The organism is Amycolatopsis halotolerans (assembly GCF_042647905.1).
GTDB lineage: Bacteria > Actinomycetota > Actinomycetes > Mycobacteriales > Pseudonocardiaceae > Amycolatopsis > Amycolatopsis halotolerans.
Map to the genome: position 1 here is coordinate 18,635 of NZ_JBHRWI010000048.1, position 15,889 is coordinate 34,523.

At 70.1% G+C, this 15,889-nt stretch carries 15 protein-coding genes; 12 read left to right on the forward strand and 3 right to left on the reverse strand.

Annotated elements, in window-relative coordinates:
* Positions 1-43: 43 nt before the first annotated feature.
* The gene (locus ACFORO_RS33540) at positions 44-706 is read left to right on the forward strand and encodes a GntR family transcriptional regulator (RefSeq protein WP_377876231.1); all 663 of its coding nucleotides are present in this window, start codon (positions 44-46) and stop codon (positions 704-706) included.
* Here ACFORO_RS33540 and ACFORO_RS33545 read toward each other — a convergent pair.
* Entirely contained in the window at positions 703-1,824 is a 1,122-nt protein-coding gene (locus ACFORO_RS33545) for an aromatic ring-hydroxylating oxygenase subunit alpha (protein WP_377876233.1), read from the reverse strand. The two genes, ACFORO_RS33540 and ACFORO_RS33545, sit on opposite strands and share 4 nt — an antisense overlap.
* 280 nt (positions 1,825-2,104) lie before the next feature.
* Here ACFORO_RS33545 and ACFORO_RS33550 point away from each other — a divergent pair, with 280 nt between their 5' ends.
* Together ACFORO_RS33550 and ACFORO_RS33555 are read left to right on the forward strand one after the other, a co-directional pair.
* Positions 2,105-2,422 (forward strand): bifunctional 3-phenylpropionate/cinnamic acid dioxygenase ferredoxin subunit, encoded by a 318-nt coding sequence (locus tag ACFORO_RS33550; RefSeq protein WP_344273947.1) that lies wholly within the window; start codon positions 2,105-2,107, stop codon positions 2,420-2,422.
* Entirely contained in the window at positions 2,419-3,576 is a 1,158-nt protein-coding gene (locus ACFORO_RS33555; RefSeq protein ID WP_377876235.1) for an NAD(P)/FAD-dependent oxidoreductase, read from the forward strand. Before ACFORO_RS33550 ends, ACFORO_RS33555 begins: the two co-directional genes overlap by 4 nt.
* Positions 3,577-3,701: 125 nt before the next feature.
* Here the strand turns inward: ACFORO_RS33555 and ACFORO_RS33560 are convergent, their stop codons facing one another.
* Positions 3,702-4,136, reverse strand: coding sequence for a L,D-transpeptidase (locus ACFORO_RS33560; RefSeq protein WP_354741510.1), 435 nt, complete (start codon positions 4,134-4,136; stop codon positions 3,702-3,704).
* An 85-nt stretch (positions 4,137-4,221) separates the two neighbouring features.
* The gene (locus ACFORO_RS33565) at positions 4,222-4,776 is read right to left on the reverse strand and encodes an HD domain-containing protein (RefSeq protein WP_354741508.1); all 555 of its coding nucleotides are present in this window, start codon (positions 4,774-4,776) and stop codon (positions 4,222-4,224) included.
* Between the two features lie 93 nt (positions 4,777-4,869).
* Here ACFORO_RS33565 and ACFORO_RS33570 point away from each other — a divergent pair, with 93 nt between their 5' ends.
* The 9 genes from ACFORO_RS33570 (at position 4,870) to ACFORO_RS33610 (ending at position 15,844) form a co-directional block, all read left to right on the forward strand.
* Positions 4,870-5,634, forward strand: coding sequence for a crotonase/enoyl-CoA hydratase family protein (locus tag ACFORO_RS33570; RefSeq protein WP_354741506.1), 765 nt, complete (start codon positions 4,870-4,872; stop codon positions 5,632-5,634).
* Between the two features lie 537 nt (positions 5,635-6,171).
* On the forward strand, positions 6,172-7,041 hold the full coding sequence (locus ACFORO_RS33575; protein WP_377876240.1) for a glycosyltransferase family 2 protein: 870 nt from the start codon (positions 6,172-6,174) through the stop codon (positions 7,039-7,041).
* A 2-nt stretch (positions 7,042-7,043) separates the two neighbouring features.
* Entirely contained in the window at positions 7,044-7,520 is a 477-nt protein-coding gene (locus ACFORO_RS33580; protein WP_354741502.1) for a hypothetical protein, read from the forward strand.
* Complete coding sequence (locus tag ACFORO_RS33585) at positions 7,517-8,614, forward strand: glycosyltransferase family 4 protein (RefSeq protein ID WP_377876242.1); 1,098 nt, start codon at positions 7,517-7,519, stop codon at positions 8,612-8,614. Before ACFORO_RS33580 ends, ACFORO_RS33585 begins: the two co-directional genes overlap by 4 nt.
* Positions 8,611-10,878, forward strand: a complete 2,268-nt coding sequence (locus ACFORO_RS33590; RefSeq protein WP_377876244.1) for a DUF2206 domain-containing protein — start codon at positions 8,611-8,613, stop codon at positions 10,876-10,878. Before ACFORO_RS33585 ends, ACFORO_RS33590 begins: the two co-directional genes overlap by 4 nt.
* Positions 10,875-12,014: a glycosyltransferase family 4 protein gene (locus ACFORO_RS33595; RefSeq protein ID WP_377876246.1), complete on the forward strand. Its 1,140-nt coding sequence runs from the start codon at positions 10,875-10,877 to the stop codon at positions 12,012-12,014. Before ACFORO_RS33590 ends, ACFORO_RS33595 begins: the two co-directional genes overlap by 4 nt.
* Positions 12,011-13,357, forward strand: a complete 1,347-nt coding sequence (locus ACFORO_RS33600; protein ID WP_377876248.1) for an oligosaccharide flippase family protein — start codon at positions 12,011-12,013, stop codon at positions 13,355-13,357. Before ACFORO_RS33595 ends, ACFORO_RS33600 begins: the two co-directional genes overlap by 4 nt.
* Positions 13,302-14,480, forward strand: a complete 1,179-nt coding sequence (locus ACFORO_RS33605) for a glycosyltransferase family 4 protein (protein WP_377876250.1) — start codon at positions 13,302-13,304, stop codon at positions 14,478-14,480. The genes ACFORO_RS33600 and ACFORO_RS33605 overlap by 56 nt, the downstream gene beginning before the upstream one ends.
* A gap of 110 nt (positions 14,481-14,590) precedes the next feature.
* Entirely contained in the window at positions 14,591-15,844 is a 1,254-nt protein-coding gene (locus ACFORO_RS33610) for a polysaccharide pyruvyl transferase family protein (RefSeq protein WP_377876252.1), read from the forward strand.
* The last annotated feature ends 45 nt before the right edge of the window (positions 15,845-15,889 follow it).

Below are 15,889 nucleotides of genomic sequence, written 5' to 3' on the forward strand. Positions count from 1 at the left end.
GGTCGACTACTGATATATCAATCTTCGCGGTAGAGTAGGCCGGGTGAGCACCCCGGTCAACCACGTCATCCCGGCCGCCGCCCCGTCGCTGGCCGAGCGCGCCTACGAGTTCCTGCGCGACCGCCTCGTCATGCTCGACATCAAGCCGGGCGACCCGATCAACGAGGAATGGGCGGGCGGCGTACTCGAGATGGGCCGCACGCCGATCCGCGAAGCGCTGAAACGGCTCGAGACCGAACGCCTGGTGGTGGCGTACCCGCGCCGCGGCACGTTCGCCACCGACGTCAACATCTCCGACCTCGCGCACATCTCCGAGGTCCGGCGCACCCTCGAACCGAAGGCCGCCGCGTCCGCCGCCACGCGCGCGACCGACGCGGACCGTGCGCGGCTGGCGGAGCTGCGCGATCAGCTGGATTCGGCCGCACAAAAGGAAAACGCCGACCTCCTGCGCATCGACCTCGAGCTCCACCGCGCGATCTACCAGTGTGTGCACAATCCGTTCCTCGAGGACACTCTGATTCATTACGACAACCTCGCGACCCGGATCTGGTGCGTGTTCCTTCCCCGGCTGCGCGGGATGGCCGGACACGTGGACGAGCATTCGCCGTTGCTGACGGCGATCGTGGAGGGGGACGCCGACAAGGCGTCGGAGCTGACGCTCGACCACGTGACCGGCTTCGAGAAAGCGATCCGCGCGCTGATCTAGTCCCCGGCCTTCGCCCGCACCCACTCGTGGAACTCGCCGATGTGGTGTTCGCTCGGCACCAGCACGCCGCCGCGGGCGTAAGCGCGGGATCCCATCGCCTGCTGACACCGTTCGCACGCCTCGAAATCCTGCTGGTTCACCCGGTGGAACAGCTCCACCGAACGGTCGAGGTCCGCGCCCGACTCGACCACGTCGGCCAGGTACAGCCAGTCGCAGCGAACCAGGGTGCGGTCCGGGGCCAGCGGGAACATCCGGTGCACGATCACGTGGTCCGGCACCAGGTTCACGAACACCTGCGGCCGGATCGTGATCGCGTAGTACCGCCGGTCCTGATGCTCGCCGACGCCCGGCAGCCGCTGCAGGCCGTCGCCGCCGTCCACAGTGAACCCGGTGACGTCGGAGCCGAATTCCGCGCCGTGGCCGACGAAATACTGCGCCGCGTAGCCGTCCGCGAACTCAGGGACCACCTCGGTGAGCTCCGGATGGATCGTCGCGCAGTGGTAGCACTCCATGAAGTTCTCGATGATCTGCTTCCAGTTCGCACGCACGTCGTACTCGATGCGGCGGCCCAGCGACAGATTCTCGATGCCGTACGCCTCGATTTCGCCGGGCCCGCCGAGCCGTTCGCTCACGTCGGCCTGCACAGTGTCCGCAAAGGACGGTGCATCCTCGGCGAGGCAAACCCAGGCGTAGCCGAGCCATTCGCGCAGATGCACCTTCGTCAGGCCGTACTCGACGCGGTCGATGTCGGGCATCCCGGTCAGATTCGGTGCGGCGACGAGCTTTCCGTCGAGGCCGTAGGTCCAGGCGTGGTACATGCACTGGAAAGCGCGCTTCACCGAACCCTTCTCGTCGGTGCACAGCCGCGCGCCGCGATGGCGGCACACGTTCAGGAACGCGCGCAAAGCCCCGTCGCGACCGCGCGCGATCAGCACGCTTTCGCGGCCGACCTGCACGGTCTCGAACGAGCCGGGCGACGGCAGGTCGGCGCTGCGGACCGCACAGAACCAGCCCGCTTCGAAGATCCGCTCCTGCTCCCGGGCGAAGATCGCCGGGTCGGTGTAGTGCGGCCCGGGCAGAGTCGGCAGCAGGCTCTGCGGGAGGTCGATAGCGGTCACCGGCAGGGCTCCTCTCGAACACCTTCGATGTTGCGTATTACGCGTCTTGTTGCCCTCTCCGGAACAAGATGAGGCTCAGCCGGGGCGCTGTCAAGCGCTCTCCCCGGTGCCGCACCCGTTCGCCGGAACCGCCTTCGACCACGGCTTTCACCCGGAACGGCGCTCCGAAAAACTCCACCCCGGAACCTCTTGACGGCACCCCTCCGGCGCGCTCAAACTCTGTTGCGTATCACGTCGAGTGTTCCTCAATACGCAACAATCCCCAGCTTCGGAGGAATCAATGCTGCGCGCGTGCTCAGTGGACGAACTGCCCCCGGGCGAGTCCGTCCGGATCGCGGGGCCGGAGCCCATCGCCGTCTTCAACGCCGACGGCGAGCTGTACGCGATCGGGGACACCTGCACCCACCAGGACGCGTCGCTGGCCGACGGCTGGCTCGAAGGCTGCTTCGTGGAGTGCCCGCTGCACGCGGCGCTCTTCGACCTGCGCACCGGCCTGCCGTCCTGCCTGCCCGCGAAGCAGCCGGTGCGCACGTATCAGGTGCAGGTCGACGAGGGCGTCATCTACGTGCTCGCCGACGCCGCCGAGGACGCTGCGTGAAAACGGTCGCGATCGTCGGCGCTTCGCTCGCCGGCACCCGCGCCGCGCAGGAGCTGCGCGCACAGGGGTTCGACGGTCGCGTGGTGCTCATCGGTGAAGAGCCGCACCTCCCCTACGACCGGCCGCCGCTGTCGAAAGCCTTCCTCACCGGAACCGCGTCGCGCGAATCGCTCGACCTGCTCGATGCCGACGACCTCGCTTCGCTGGACGTCCGGCTCGGCACGCGCGCGGAACGGTTCGACGCGGCCACCGGCCGCCTCGTCCTCACCGGCGGCGAACTCGCCGCCGACGGCGTCATCCTCGCGACCGGCGGCCGGGCTCGCGCCTTGCCCGGCACGGAATCCGTTGCCGGAGTTCATGTTCTGCGCACCCTCGACGACGCTCTCGCCCTCCGCGAGGAATTGGTCCCCGGTGCACGGGCAGTGATCGTCGGCGGCGGATTCATCGGGGCCGAGGTGGCTTCGACGTGCTCCGGCTTGGGTCTCGATGTCACGGTCCTGGAGGCATTGCCGACGCCAATGGCGCGCGTGCTGGGCCCGGAACTCGGCTCGATCTGCGCGGGTCTGCACGGGCGGAACGGCGTCACGCTCCGCTGCGGCACTGCAGTCGCCGGGCTTTCCACGCTGTCCGGCCGGGTCACCGGAGTGCAGCTGGACACCGGGGAGAATCTGCCCGCCGACGTGGTCGTCGCCGGGATCGGAATGGTCCCGGCAGTCGAGTGGCTCGATGGCTCGGGGCTGGAGATCGGCAACGGCGTCCGTACCGACACCGGCCTGGTCACGTCTCTGCCGAACGTGGTCGCGGCGGGCGACGTCGCGGCGTACGGGCCGGCTGGGACTCGGCACGAGCACTGGACGAACGCCACCGAGCAGGCCTCAGTCGCGATCGCCAACCTGCTGGCCGGGCAGGTGGTCCGGGAGTACCAGCCGAGCGGTTACGTCTGGTCGGATCAGTACGCGGGGACGCTCCAGCTCGCCGGGCACCCCTCCCCCGGCGACGAGGTGCGCTTCGCCGACGGCGGCCCGGACGACGAGTCCTTCCTCGCCACTTATCACCGCGACGGCCAGACCGTGGCCGTGTTCGGGTTCAACAATCCGAGGGGGTTCGGCCGCCTGCGCAGGCAAGCGCTGCGACGGCCGATGCCCGTCGGGTGATCAGCGCAAGGACCCTTACCCGAGTCGAAGGGCCTGCGCGCGGGCCACACGTCCGTGAGGGGAACCCTGAGGGAATCTGATTCCCTCAGGGTTCCCCTCACGGACCTCAGGCCTCGCAATCGCGATTACCGCACGACCTGCACCACATCGCCCGGCTGCAGCGTGTTGAAGAACGCCACCGCGTCCGCGTGCGACAGGTGCACGCAGCCGTGCGACTGGACCTTCAGGCTGCCCTGATGGAACGCCACCCCGGTGTTGGTGAAGAAGACCGAGTACGGCATCGGGCCGTGGAACTGCTTGCTGTAGTGGTGAAGATCCTTGTACTGCACGCGGAACGTGCCGACCGGCGTCGGGTACGCGGGCTTGCCGACAGTCACGCGCACGCCGCCGCGGGTGACCTTGCCGTTGTTCATCAGCCACGCCGTGTTCGCCGACAGCTTCAGGCACGCTTTCGCCTGCGCGCCGCACGGAGGTCCCGCCGCCTCCGCGCTCGCCGCGAATCCGATCGTCGCCGCCATCGCCGCGATACTGGCCAGCATTGCCGTGAGTTTCCGGTTCATCCTGTGCCTCCCCGAGATGGTCGTACTCTGGATCTTTCCCAGAGAGGACAGTCTTAAACCAGAAGTGCGCCCATGTGGGTGATCCCTAACGAGACCGCCAGGCCAGCGGCGACGTCGCCAGCGCGGCCTCGGCGACCCGCCGGGCGGTTTCGGTGAAGAGCCCGGCCTGCGCGGACGCGACCCATTCGTCCACTGTGGAGACTCCGGTCGCCCGGTATTCGAGCGCTTGGAAAAGCATTTCGAGTTTGTCGGCGTCTTTCGCGCAGCGCGCTTCGGGCGACTCGCGAGTTTCGTACTCGTCTACCGCCGCCCGCACGGTTTCCGCCGACGCGCGCGGCAATCCCGCGGTCTGGTCCGCCGTGATGGCCCGGGGTTCCGGCTTCGTCAGGTACGGCGCGGCCGTGTGCGGCAGGTCCCCGGTGCGGGTCTCCTGGGTGTCGTGCCACAGCGCGAGAAACGCCGCGCGCTCGGGAACCGCGCCTTCCTCGGCGGCGAGCAGCGCTGCCAGCTGCGCCGCCCGAAGGCTGTGCTCGGCCACCGATTCGGGGTCGCGGACCCCCGCCTGCCACCAGCCCGCGCGGCGGACCCGCTTGAGCACTCCCAGCTCGAACCCGAACGCGGCCAGGCTTTCGGCGTCCATCCCGCAGCTCCCTTCCCGTGCCGATCTGCCGGCCGGAGCCTACGGGGCATGGCATGCTGCCCGGACACCCGCTACTTCGGCAGGAGGCACCGCGTGAGCACTGTGCTGGTCGAGCACGACGGTCCGGTCACCACCATCGGCATCAACCGGCCGGAGCGGCGCAACGCCGTCGACCGCGCCACCGCCGAGGCATTGGCCGACGCCTTCCGGGAATTCGACGCCTCGGACGCCTCGGTCGCGGTGCTCCACGGCGTCGGCGGGACCTTCTGCGCGGGCGCGGACCTCAAGGCGGTGAGCGAAGGCCGCGGCAACCGCACCGAGCCGGACGGCGACGGTCCGATGGGGCCGACCCGTCTGCGGTTGCGCAAGCCGGTGCTCGCGGCGGTGTCCGGGCACGCCGTCGCGGGCGGATTGGAACTGGCGATCTGGGCGGACCTCCGGATCGTGGAGGAGACCGCGGTATTCGGCGTCTTCTGCCGCCGCTGGGGCGTTCCGCTCATCGACGGCGGCACTTTCCGGCTGCCGCGGCTGATCGGGCGGAGCCACGCGATGGACCTGGTGCTGACCGGACGTCCGGTCGGCGCGGAAGAAGCGCATCGGATCGGATTGGCGAATCGCGTCGTGCCTTCCGGGCAGGCATTGCCCGCCGCGATCGCACTGGGCCGGGAACTCGCGGCGTTTCCGCGGACCTGCCTGCGCGAGGACCGCGCCGCATTGCTGGAAAGCGAGTCCTTGACCGAGGAATCCGCATGGGAAAACGAATTCCGGCACGGGATTCAGTCATTGAATGCCGACACCATTGCGGGAGCGACGCGATTCGCCGAGGGCGCGGGCAGACACGGCTCGTTCGGGAACTAGTCGCGTCCGATTACCGTTGCACAGCAAGGCATATACTCGCGTCCAAGCAGGCCCGAACAGCATGCGGACATAGCAGGCATACGGCTCGATGCCGTCCTTTCGGCCCGGTCACCCGCTTTTTCCGGACTAGGCCGAACGAGTGAAACCGCACGCGAATCCCTTTCGGTTTTTTGCGCACCGGTCACCATTACCTGCGACGACCGTTCATAATCGCGGTCGCATTCAGCACTCCCCCGATCGAGTGAACGAAAAATTCGCTAAACGCACGTAGCGCCCAGGCCCTCGGCATCGATACAGATACGAGGCCGGGCGCCGAAGCGCGCTCGCACGGTCGCGAGGCCGTTCGCACCGCCCGCCTCTACAACAGCAACCCCCGCCCCCCGACCCGTCGCCGGCAGGCTCTCCGCCGGCGGACGCCGACCACCCGGCCTGACGAGGCCGGGCAATCGGTGCTTCCCGCCTCCGGATCCCGCCGTGCTCCCGTGCTCTTCTGCTCTCTTCCCCCGCCGAGCACAAGACAAGAACCGAGGTTCTTCCATGACGTCGAACATCGAGCGTTCCAGCTCCTCGCCGTCGGACGACACCACTCCCCGCGCGGCTTCCGGTCCCTGTTGCGGCCTCCGGGTCGCCAGCCGCGGCGCCTGCGGCGCAAGACCGGGCCCGCGGACCCTGTCCATCGTCATCCCCGCCCTCAACGAGCGGGTCAACATGCCCCGGGTGCTGGCCACGATCCCGCACTCCGGGCTCGCTTCCCTCGGCTACGAGATCGAGGTGATCGTGGTCGACAACGCCTCGACCGACGGGACCGGCGAGGTCGCCGCCGCCCTCGGCGCGCGGGTGGTCCTGCAGCCGCGTCGCGGGTACGGGCACGCCTATCACGCCGGTTTCGCCGCCGCGACCGGCGACGTGATCGCGACCGGCGACGCGGACTGCACCTACCCGTTCGACCACCTGCCCGGGCTGCTGTGCACGATGGCGGACCGGCGGCTCGATTTCCTTTCCACCAACCGGCTCGGCCACGAGAACCGCGAGGCGATGAAGCCCTCCCACCTGATCGGGAACCGGGTGCTGACGCTGATCAGCCGGTTCTTCTTCCGCTCGCCGTTCCGCGACTCGCAGTCCGGGATGTGGGTGTTCCGGCGGCACGTGTGGCAGCACCTCGACATCCGGTCCGGCGGGATGCCGTTCTCGCAGGAGATCAAGAACGACGCGTACATCCGCGGTTTCCGGTGCGGCGAAACGCCGATCGAGTACCGGATCCGCGGCGGCGAAGTGAAACTGCACGCCGTGCGCGACGGACTGCGCAACCTTTCGCAGCTGGCCGCCCACCGGGCGCGCACCGTCCGCGGGCCGGCGAACGTGCTCTGCACCGGCGAAGCCGAGTGCGTGCTGGCGATGGCGGACTGAGCGTGGACGACTCCGCGGGAGAAGACCGGGGAAACGGCCGCGGCTGGCTGAAGTTCGCCGGCGCGGTTTCGGCGGTGGTGGTGCTCGGGGTCGTGACGGTCCTGGTGTGGCCGGCCGCGCGGGTGCTGTTCCGGCAGTCCTTCACCGAGCAGCCCGAGACCTACACCGAGCTGTATTTCGTCGGCACGCCCACGTTCCGGGACGGAACTGTCACCGCCGAGGTCGCGCTCGTGCGCCACGGTCCCGCGCACGCGGACTACACCGTGGTGGCCGCGCTGGAGACCTCGTCGGCGGACCGGCTCGCCGGGGTGTCGCGGCGCGTGACCCTCGAACCCGGCCAGTTCACCACGCTCGACTTCCGCCTGCCGGTCCCGCCGGGGCACGTCGTGGACGCGATCGCGGTGAATGTCGCGGGCGGCATGGAGAACCTCCGTTTCCGCTTGCCGGGCAACGCTTCCGCCACCAGAGGCAGACCGTGACGCCCCGCCGGATCGTCCAGATCACGCCCTACTACCCGCCGCATCTGGGCGGGATGGAAGCGGTGGTGCAGCACTTGGCGGTGGAGCAGGCGCGCCAGCACGACGTCACCGTGCTCACCACGACCGTCGGCGCCCGCGATTCGCCGCGGCGCGAGCGGGTGCGCGACGTCGACATCATTCGGGCGCTCGCGCTCGACGTCGCGCACACGCCGGTGTCGCCCGGTCTCGTTCCCGCGTTGCTGCGCACGCCGAAGACGTCGGTGTGGCATCTGCACGCCGCACACGCGGTGCTGCCCGAGCAGGTCGCGCTCGCCGCGGCCGCGCGCCGTCAGCCGTTCCTGCTGCATTTCCACCTGGACGTCGACCAGTCCGGGAAGCTGGGATGGCTGTTGCCGCACTACAAAAAGCACGTCTTCAGCCGCGTTCTGCGGGCTGCGGCCGGGGTGCTGGTGCTGACCGAGGCGCAGCGGGAGTTCGTCCGCACCGCCTACCGGGTCGATCCGGCGCGGGTTTTCGCGGTGCCGAACGGGGTGTCCGATGAATTCTTCCTGCCGCCACGCGCGCGACCGGAACCGTTGCTGCGCTTGCTGTTCGTCGGACGACTCAGCCCCCAGAAGAACCTCGCCCGGCTCCTGCACGCGCTGGCCCTGGTGCGCCAGCCGGTCGAACTCGACGTCGTCGGGGACGGGGAACAGCGGCAGCAGCTTGAAGAAACCGTGCGGCGGCAAGGGATTCCGGGTGTGCGGTTCCACGGTCGTCTGCACGGCGGCGAGCTGCTGCGGCGGTACGAGCAAGCCGATCTGTTCGTGCTGCCGTCGGATCGCGAAGGGATGTCGCTCGCCGCGCTCGAGGCCATGGCCGCGGGACTGCCGGTGCTCGCGACCGACGTTCCCGGGAACTCCGAACTCCTGCGCGGCGTCGGAGCCCTCGCCCCCGCCGATCCCGCCGCCCTGGCCGCGGCGATCGACGAATTCGCGGCGGACGAGGACTTCCGGCAGCGGACCGCCGCGGCCAGCGCGGCGGCTGCGCGGAAGTTCACCTGGGCCGAGGTGGCGCAGCGGGTCGAGGACGTCTATGCCGAGGTTCTGCCGTGACGAGACCCAGCCAGCGCACCGTCGTGCTCGGATCGGTGCTCGTCGCCTGCGCCGTGGAGCTGAGTCCGTGGCGACCGGCCGTGCTGGTGACCGTCGCCGGTCTCTGGCTGCTGATCGGCGCTCCGGCCTGGCTGTGCCGCCGGATTGCCACCAGGATCGTCTCCGCTCGGGAAGCCCAATGGTTGCTGGGCCTCGGTTTCGCGGTGCTGGCCGCGATGGTGGCCGCACTGGCGGTCAACACCGTGCTCCCCTGGTTCGGCGTCTCGCGCCCTCTCACGACTGCGTCCCTCGCCGTGGCCCAGACCCTGACTGCGGCGGGGCTCGCATTCTTGGACCGACGGCTCACCGGCGCCTCGCCGCCGGTGCGTGCGCTGCGGCTGATGCCGGTGCGCGACATCGCGCCCGTCGCTGTCCTCGGAGTTCTTTCCCTGGTGGTCGCGATCGCCGGGGCCGTCCGCCTGAACAACGGGTTCACCGGCGCGACGAGCCTGATCGCACTGGTCCTCGTCGCGGCGCTGCTCGGGTTCCTGGTGCTCAAGGCGGGCCGTTACGGCGACGGGGCCATCGCGTTCGGAATCCTGTGCGCGGCAACGGCCTTGCTGCTGCTGACCTCGCTGCGCGGCTGGTACGTCAGCGGACACGACATCCAGCGCGAGTACCTGCTCTTCCAGCTGACCTCGACCAAGGGCTACTGGGATATCTCCGGCTATCCCGATGCGTACAACGCCTGCCTCAGCATCACCCTGCTGCCCACGTCACTGGCCAAGCTGACCGCGTTGCCCGGCTTGGCGATCTTCAAAGTCGTGCTGCCGATGCTGTTCGCCGCGGCGCCGGTCGCGGTGTACCGCACGACGCGCAATCTCACGTCGAAACGGGTCGCGCTCCTCGCCGCGGTCTACTTCCTCGCGTTCCCCACGTTTTTCACCGACATGCCGTTCCTCGGCCGTCAGGAGATCGCGTTCCTCCTGCTCGGCTGCGCGGTCCTGGCGCTGAGCGACCTTTCCGCCCCGCGACGGGCGCGGCGGATCGCGTTCACCGTCCTGTTCGCGGGCGTTGTGCTGTCCCACTACTCCACTACCTACGTGCTGATCGGCGTGCTGCTGCTGGGCAAGCTCGCGAGCGGCGTCATCCGGGTCGTCCCGCCGCTGCGGCGCCGGCTCGCCGAGCGGGCGCCGAAGGAAGCCACCGACTTCGTCGCCTGGCCGATGATCGGCATCGCGGTCCTGTGCTCGGCGCTGTGGACCGGGCCGGTCACCGGCACCTGGCATCAGCTCCAGCACACCGCCGCGGCCACCGCACAGGACCTGTTCCACCCGGGCGAGGTGCAACGCGGTTCCTCCGACACCGCTTACGGCATCTTCAGCTCCGCCCGGGTCAGCCCGCAGCAGCGGTTGCGCGACTACGCCGATTCCACCCGGTCCCGCACCGGCGGCGAACCCCCGACCGCGTTGAGCTCGGCGACCGCCCAGGTCGCCCCTGCCGACAATCTGCCGCTCACCGCGGCAGGTTCCGCCCTCGACCGGCTCGGCCTCGACGTCCCCCGAATCAACGGCCTGCTCCGCACCTTGTGCGCGGACGGGCTGCAAGTGCTGTTGATCCTCGGTTTGGCCGGGACGCTCATCGCCACCGCGACGCTGTTCCGCCCGACGCACGACCTGTTCGTGCTCGCCGCCGGCGGCTTGGGCGTGCTCGCCGCCGAGATCGCCGTGCCGCAGCTCTCGGTGGACTACGGGCTCCTGCGCACCTTCCAGCAGGGGCTGTTCGGGTTCGCCCCGTTCATCGCGATGGGGTCGGTCTGGGCGCTGTCGTGGCTCAGGAAACGGTGGCGGATGCCCGCCGCGACCACCGTGGCACTGCTGTTGTTCCTCGACCTCACCGGTGCGCTGCCCCGGCTGTTCGGCGGCTATCCCGCGCAGCTGCACCTCGACAACGCCGGGCAGTACTACGACATCTACTACGCCCATCCCCAGGAACGCGCCGCCATCGCCTGGCTCGAACAGCACACCGCCGCACAGCGGATCCAATCCGACCGCTACACGCTCAGCCGGCTCCAGACGCTCATCGACGGGCGCCCTGGCGACGACATCTATCCGACGCTCGTGCAGCCCGGCTCGTTCGTCCTCCTCGGCTACCCGACAGTCCGCAAAGACGAGGTCACCGTGTTCTACCAAGGCGATCTCGTCACCTACAGCTATCCGCTGCGGTTTCTCGACGCCACCAAAAACAAGGTCTACAGCAGCAACGGAACGAGTGTGTACCGATGACGTCTTCCCGTCCGCTCCGGATCCTGCTCGTCTCGCACTACTACCCGCCGCACGTCGGGGGGATCGAGAACGTCGCCGCCCAGCAGGCCCGGACGCTCGCCGCCCGCGGCGCCGAGGTCACCGTGCTGACGAGCGCCGGGCCGCCGCTTCCCGACGACGGTGTCCGGGTCGTGCGCGTTCCGGCCTTCAACGGGGTGGAAAACCGGACCGGGGTGCCGTTTCCGGTGTTCGGGCCCCGGCTGGGCCGCGCCGTCCGCGAATGGGTGCGGTGGGCGGATGTCGTCCACCTGCACGACACGCTCTATCAGTCCTCCTGGAGCGCGGGACTGCGCGCCGCGCGAACCGGCACGCCGCTTTTCCTGACCCAGCACGTCGGGGTCGTCGAGCACCCGTCGGCGCTGGTGCGGGCCGTCCAGCACGCGGTGTACCGGTCCGTCGGGCGGCGGCTGTTCCGGGCCGGTCGCGAGGTCTTCGTGGTCAACGATTCGGTCGCCGCCTTCGTCCGCCGATTCCGGGGCAGCACCGTGGAACTGCTCCCCAACGGCGTCGACACCGGCCAGTACCGCCCCGCCTCGGCCGGGGAACCGGCGCTGCTGCGGAAACGCTGGCGGCTGCCCGACGACCGGGTCCTGGTGCTGTTCGTCGGACGGCCGGTGCCGAAGAAGGGATACGACCTGCTCCTCGCCGCCCGCCACCACGACTACGACCTGGTGTTCGCGGGTGATCCGCCCAGGCACGTCCCCGCTGATCTCGCCGTGCATCACCTCGGCGCGCTGAGCCCCGCCGAGATCAGCGACCTCTACCGCGCCTGCGACGTCTTCGCCCTGCCCTCCACCGCGGAAGGATTCCCCCTGACTGTCCAAGAAGCCATGGCCTCGGGCCTCCCGGTCGTCACCACCGACGACCCGGGATACGCCTCCTACGGACTCGACCGGACCCAAGTCGCCCTCATCCGCCGCGACCCGGCCATCCTCCGCGCGACACTGCGCTCCCTCGCCGCCGATCCCGCGCGCCGCGAAGCCATGGGCCGCTACTCCGCCGGTTTCGCCGCCGCGCGGTTCTCCTGGCCGAAACACGTCCAGCGCCTCGAACAGGCCTACCGCGAGGCGCTCGACCCGGCCGAGGTCCGGGCATGACCGCACTCGCCGGGCCCGTGCCGTCCTTCGCCGCCCGGCTGAAATCCGACCCGCTGGTGCGCAACTCGTTCTTCCTGATGGCCACGACCGCGCTCGGCGCCGGGTCCGGGTTCGTGTTCTGGATCGTCGTCGCCCGGCTGTACCCGCCCGCCGAGGTGGGCTGGGCGAGTTCGCTGCTCTCCGCGGTGACGCTGCTGAGCTACTTCAGCGGGCTCGGGCTCAGCTCCAGCCTCGTCCGGTACCTGCCCACGACGCTGTCCCGCAGCGCGCACGTCAGCACCGCGCTCACGTCGGTGGCCGTCACCGGCACCGTCCTCGGGGCCGGATTCGCCCTCGTCGCGCCGCTGGTCTCGCCCGGATTGTCGTTCCTCAGCGGGTCGTTCCCCGAGGTCGCACTGTTCGCGCTGCTGGCGATGGCGGTCTCGCAGAACCTGCTGACCGACTCGGTGTTCGTCGCCCTGCGCGCGGCGAAGTACAACATGCTCCTCAACGGCGTTCTGATGAGCGTGGTCAAAATCGGCCTGCCGATCGTTTTCGTCGGCGCGGGCGCGATCGGGATTTTCCTGTCCAGCACGGTGGCCTCCGCCGTCGCCGCCATCGCGAGCGTTGTCGTCATCCGCCAGCGCCTGCGCATCCCGGTGCGGCCCCGCCTGTACCCGGCGACGCTGCGTTCCACGCTGTCGTACTCGCTCGGCAATTACGCGTCCAGCTGCCTGAATCTGGTGCCGCTGCTGGTGATTCCGCTGCTCGTGCTGCGTTCGCTCGGCCCGGAAGCGTCGGCGGCCTACTTCGTGGCGTTCCAGATCGCCAACTTCGTCAACGCCGTGCCGTTCGCGGTCGGCGAGGCGCTGTTCGCCGAAGGCTCGCACGAGCAGGAAGACCTCAAGCACCTCGCGAAACGGTCGGCGCTGCTCATCCTCTCGATCGTGGTGCCCGCCGTCAGCATCACCGCCGCGCTCGCGAAACCCGTGCTGACCCTGTTCGGCGCGAGCTACGCCGCCGACGCCCGGAACTGCCTCGTGGTCCTCGCGGTCTCCGCGTTCGCGGTCGCTTTCAACACGTGGTCCGGGTTTCTGCTCAAGGTGACCCGGCAGCTGCCGGCGATGAATCTGTCGAATCTGGTCTACGCGGTGGTCACGGTCGGCCTCGCCGCGCTCGGGGCGCGGCACAGCCTCGTCTGGATCGCGGCGGCCTGGGGCGTCGGCAATCTCGCGTCCGGGCTCGTCGCGGTCGCCGCGCTGGCACTGCGCGGGTTCCGCTTGGCTCCGAGCGACAAGGGAGGTTCGGATGAAGATCGCGCACATCGTCAACGTCGGCTTCGAGGCCGGCGGCGCGGAGCGTAGCGTCCGCCTCGTCGCCGACGGGCTGCGCCGCCGCGGGCAGCAGGTCCTCGTCATCGCGACCGACCACCTGCTCGACGACCCCGCCGTCAGCGACCGGGAAGTCTTCGCCGACGTCCTGGTGCCCGCCATCCGCGGCGGTGCCGCCCGCCGCTTCGCGGGGTATTTCTGGCACCGCCCCGCCTACCGGCAGGTGTCCGCCGCGCTGCGGTCTTTCGGGCCCGATGTGGTGCACCTGCACACCATCGGCGAGTTCAGCCCGGCCGTGCTCAGCGCGTCGGCGGCCTATCCGCGAGTGCTCACCGTCCACGGTCCGGAGGACTGGACCGGACAGCTGCTGTCGTGGAACCTGCGCAGCCGCACCGAAGGCCGCGCCAGGTTGTCTACAATGGACACTGCGCGGCTGGCCTATTTGCGTTTCCTGCAGCGACCGGCTTACCTGCGCCGCCTGCGCACCGTCGACCGCGTGCTCACCCCGAGCCGGTTCCTCGCCGACGCCGTACTGCACGATCTGCCGCGGACACCGATCCACGTCGTCCCGAACGGCGTGCCGCTGCGGGCGGCCGAACCGGTCCCCGACGCCGCCCACGCGCTGTTCGCCGGACGGCTCGAACTGGTGAAAGGCGCGCACGTGCTCGTGGACGCCTTCGCGACCGTCGCCCGCCGCCTGCCGGACGCCCGGCTGACGCTCGCCGGAGACGGCACCCAACGGGCCGTACTGGAAAAGTCCGTCAGCGAACACGGTGTGGCCGACCGCGTCCGGTTCGCCGGCTGGCTCGACGGGCCTGAACTGGCGGCCGCGTACCGCGCCGCTTCGGTGGTGGTGATCCCGTCGGTGTGGCCGGAGAACTTCCCGACTGTCGCGCTGGAAGCCCTCTGCGTCGGGCGGGCGGTCGCCGCCACCGACGTCGGCGGCATCCCCGAACTGGTCCGCCCGGGCCACAACGGGGTGCTCGTCCCGCCGGGCGAACGCCGCGCCCTCGCCGACGCACTCTCCCGGCTCCTCGGCGACACAGCACTGCGCCGGGCGATGGGTGCGCGATCGGCCGGGCTCGCGTGCTGCCACAGCCTCAGCACCTTCCTCGACCGGCTCGAGCAGCACTACCAGGAGGTGCAGCCGCTCTAGCCGCCCCGCAGCCTGCTCAGCCCGCTCTCCCCGAACCACCACGCCAGGAGGCCCGCCATGCACCGCACCCTGCCAGTCCCGCCGGAGCACCCCCGCCAGGAGGCCCGCAGATGACCCGCGTCCTCGTCGTCAACGCGTTCGAACGCGGCAACCGCGGCGACGCGGCCCTGCTCAGCGTCCTGCTCGACCAGATCCGCCGCGCACTGCCCGGCGCGCGGATCGCGATCGCCGGTTTCGAGCACCCCGCGCGATGGCCGGAGTTCGAGGGCGTCCCCAACCTCGGTTCGTTCCGCCGGTACTCGGGCGAGGAGAACATCCCCCGGCACCGGCGGATCCTGCGCAAACTGAGCCTGCTGCCCGTCGTCGCCCTCGCCGCCGCCCGGCTTCCGCGCCGCCTCCTGCTGGCCCTCGCCCGGCTGCTGCCCGCCGAACCGCGCCGCGAACTGCACGCCCTCGCGACCGCCGACCTCGTCGTCTCCACCGGCGGGGGCTTCCTGCACGGACGTCCGGATTTCGCGTCCGACCTGAACATCCTGTTCCTGCTGCTGCCGCTGTGGCTGGCCGAGCGGTTCGGCGTCCGGGTCGTGACCGGTCCGCAGTCCTACGGCCCGTTTCCCCGCCGCGTCCAGCGCATGCTGGTCCGCCACGTCCTCGGCCGCGTCGACGCCGTCCTCGTGCGCGAGGACATCAGCCGCGACCGGCTCACCGAAATCGGGCTGCCGCCGCGCCTGCTCACCCGCGGCGTCGACAGCGCCTTCGCCTGCGAAACCGGCTCCGACCGCGACTGGCGCCCCGCTCTCGGCATCCCCGCCGACGCCCGGATCGCGATGGTCACCGCCCGCCAGTGGCTCGACGACGCCGGACAGCACCGGTACGAACACGCCTTGACCGCGGGCATCCGCCACCTGCTCGGCCGCGGGTACCACGTCGTCCTGGTCCCCCAGGTGACCTGCGCGTTCCAAGGCGACGACGACCGCAGGGTCAACACCCGTCTCGCCGCCGGCCTCGACCACCCCCGGCTGCGCGTCCTCGGCGACGACACCTTCGACCACCGCGACGCCCGCGCCCTCTACGCCGAGGCCGACCTCGTGGTCGGCACCCGCTTCCACTCCGTCATCTTCGCCCTCACCGCGCACGTCCCGTGCCTCGCTGTCGAGTACGAGCACAAAACCGCGGGCATCATGCGCGACCTCGGGCTCGAACAGTGGGTCGTCGGCATCGGAGAAGTCCGGGACACCACGTTGCCCGCGCTCCTCGACCGCCTCATCGACCACCGCGACGACTACCGGCGGCACCTGCGCGAGGTGCTTCCCCCTTACGCGCGCCGGGCCCGCGACCTGAGCCCGCTGCTCCGTGCCGCCTGACCCGGGGTCAGCCCCGCTTCAGCCACCTGAACCGGCGGCAGCCGC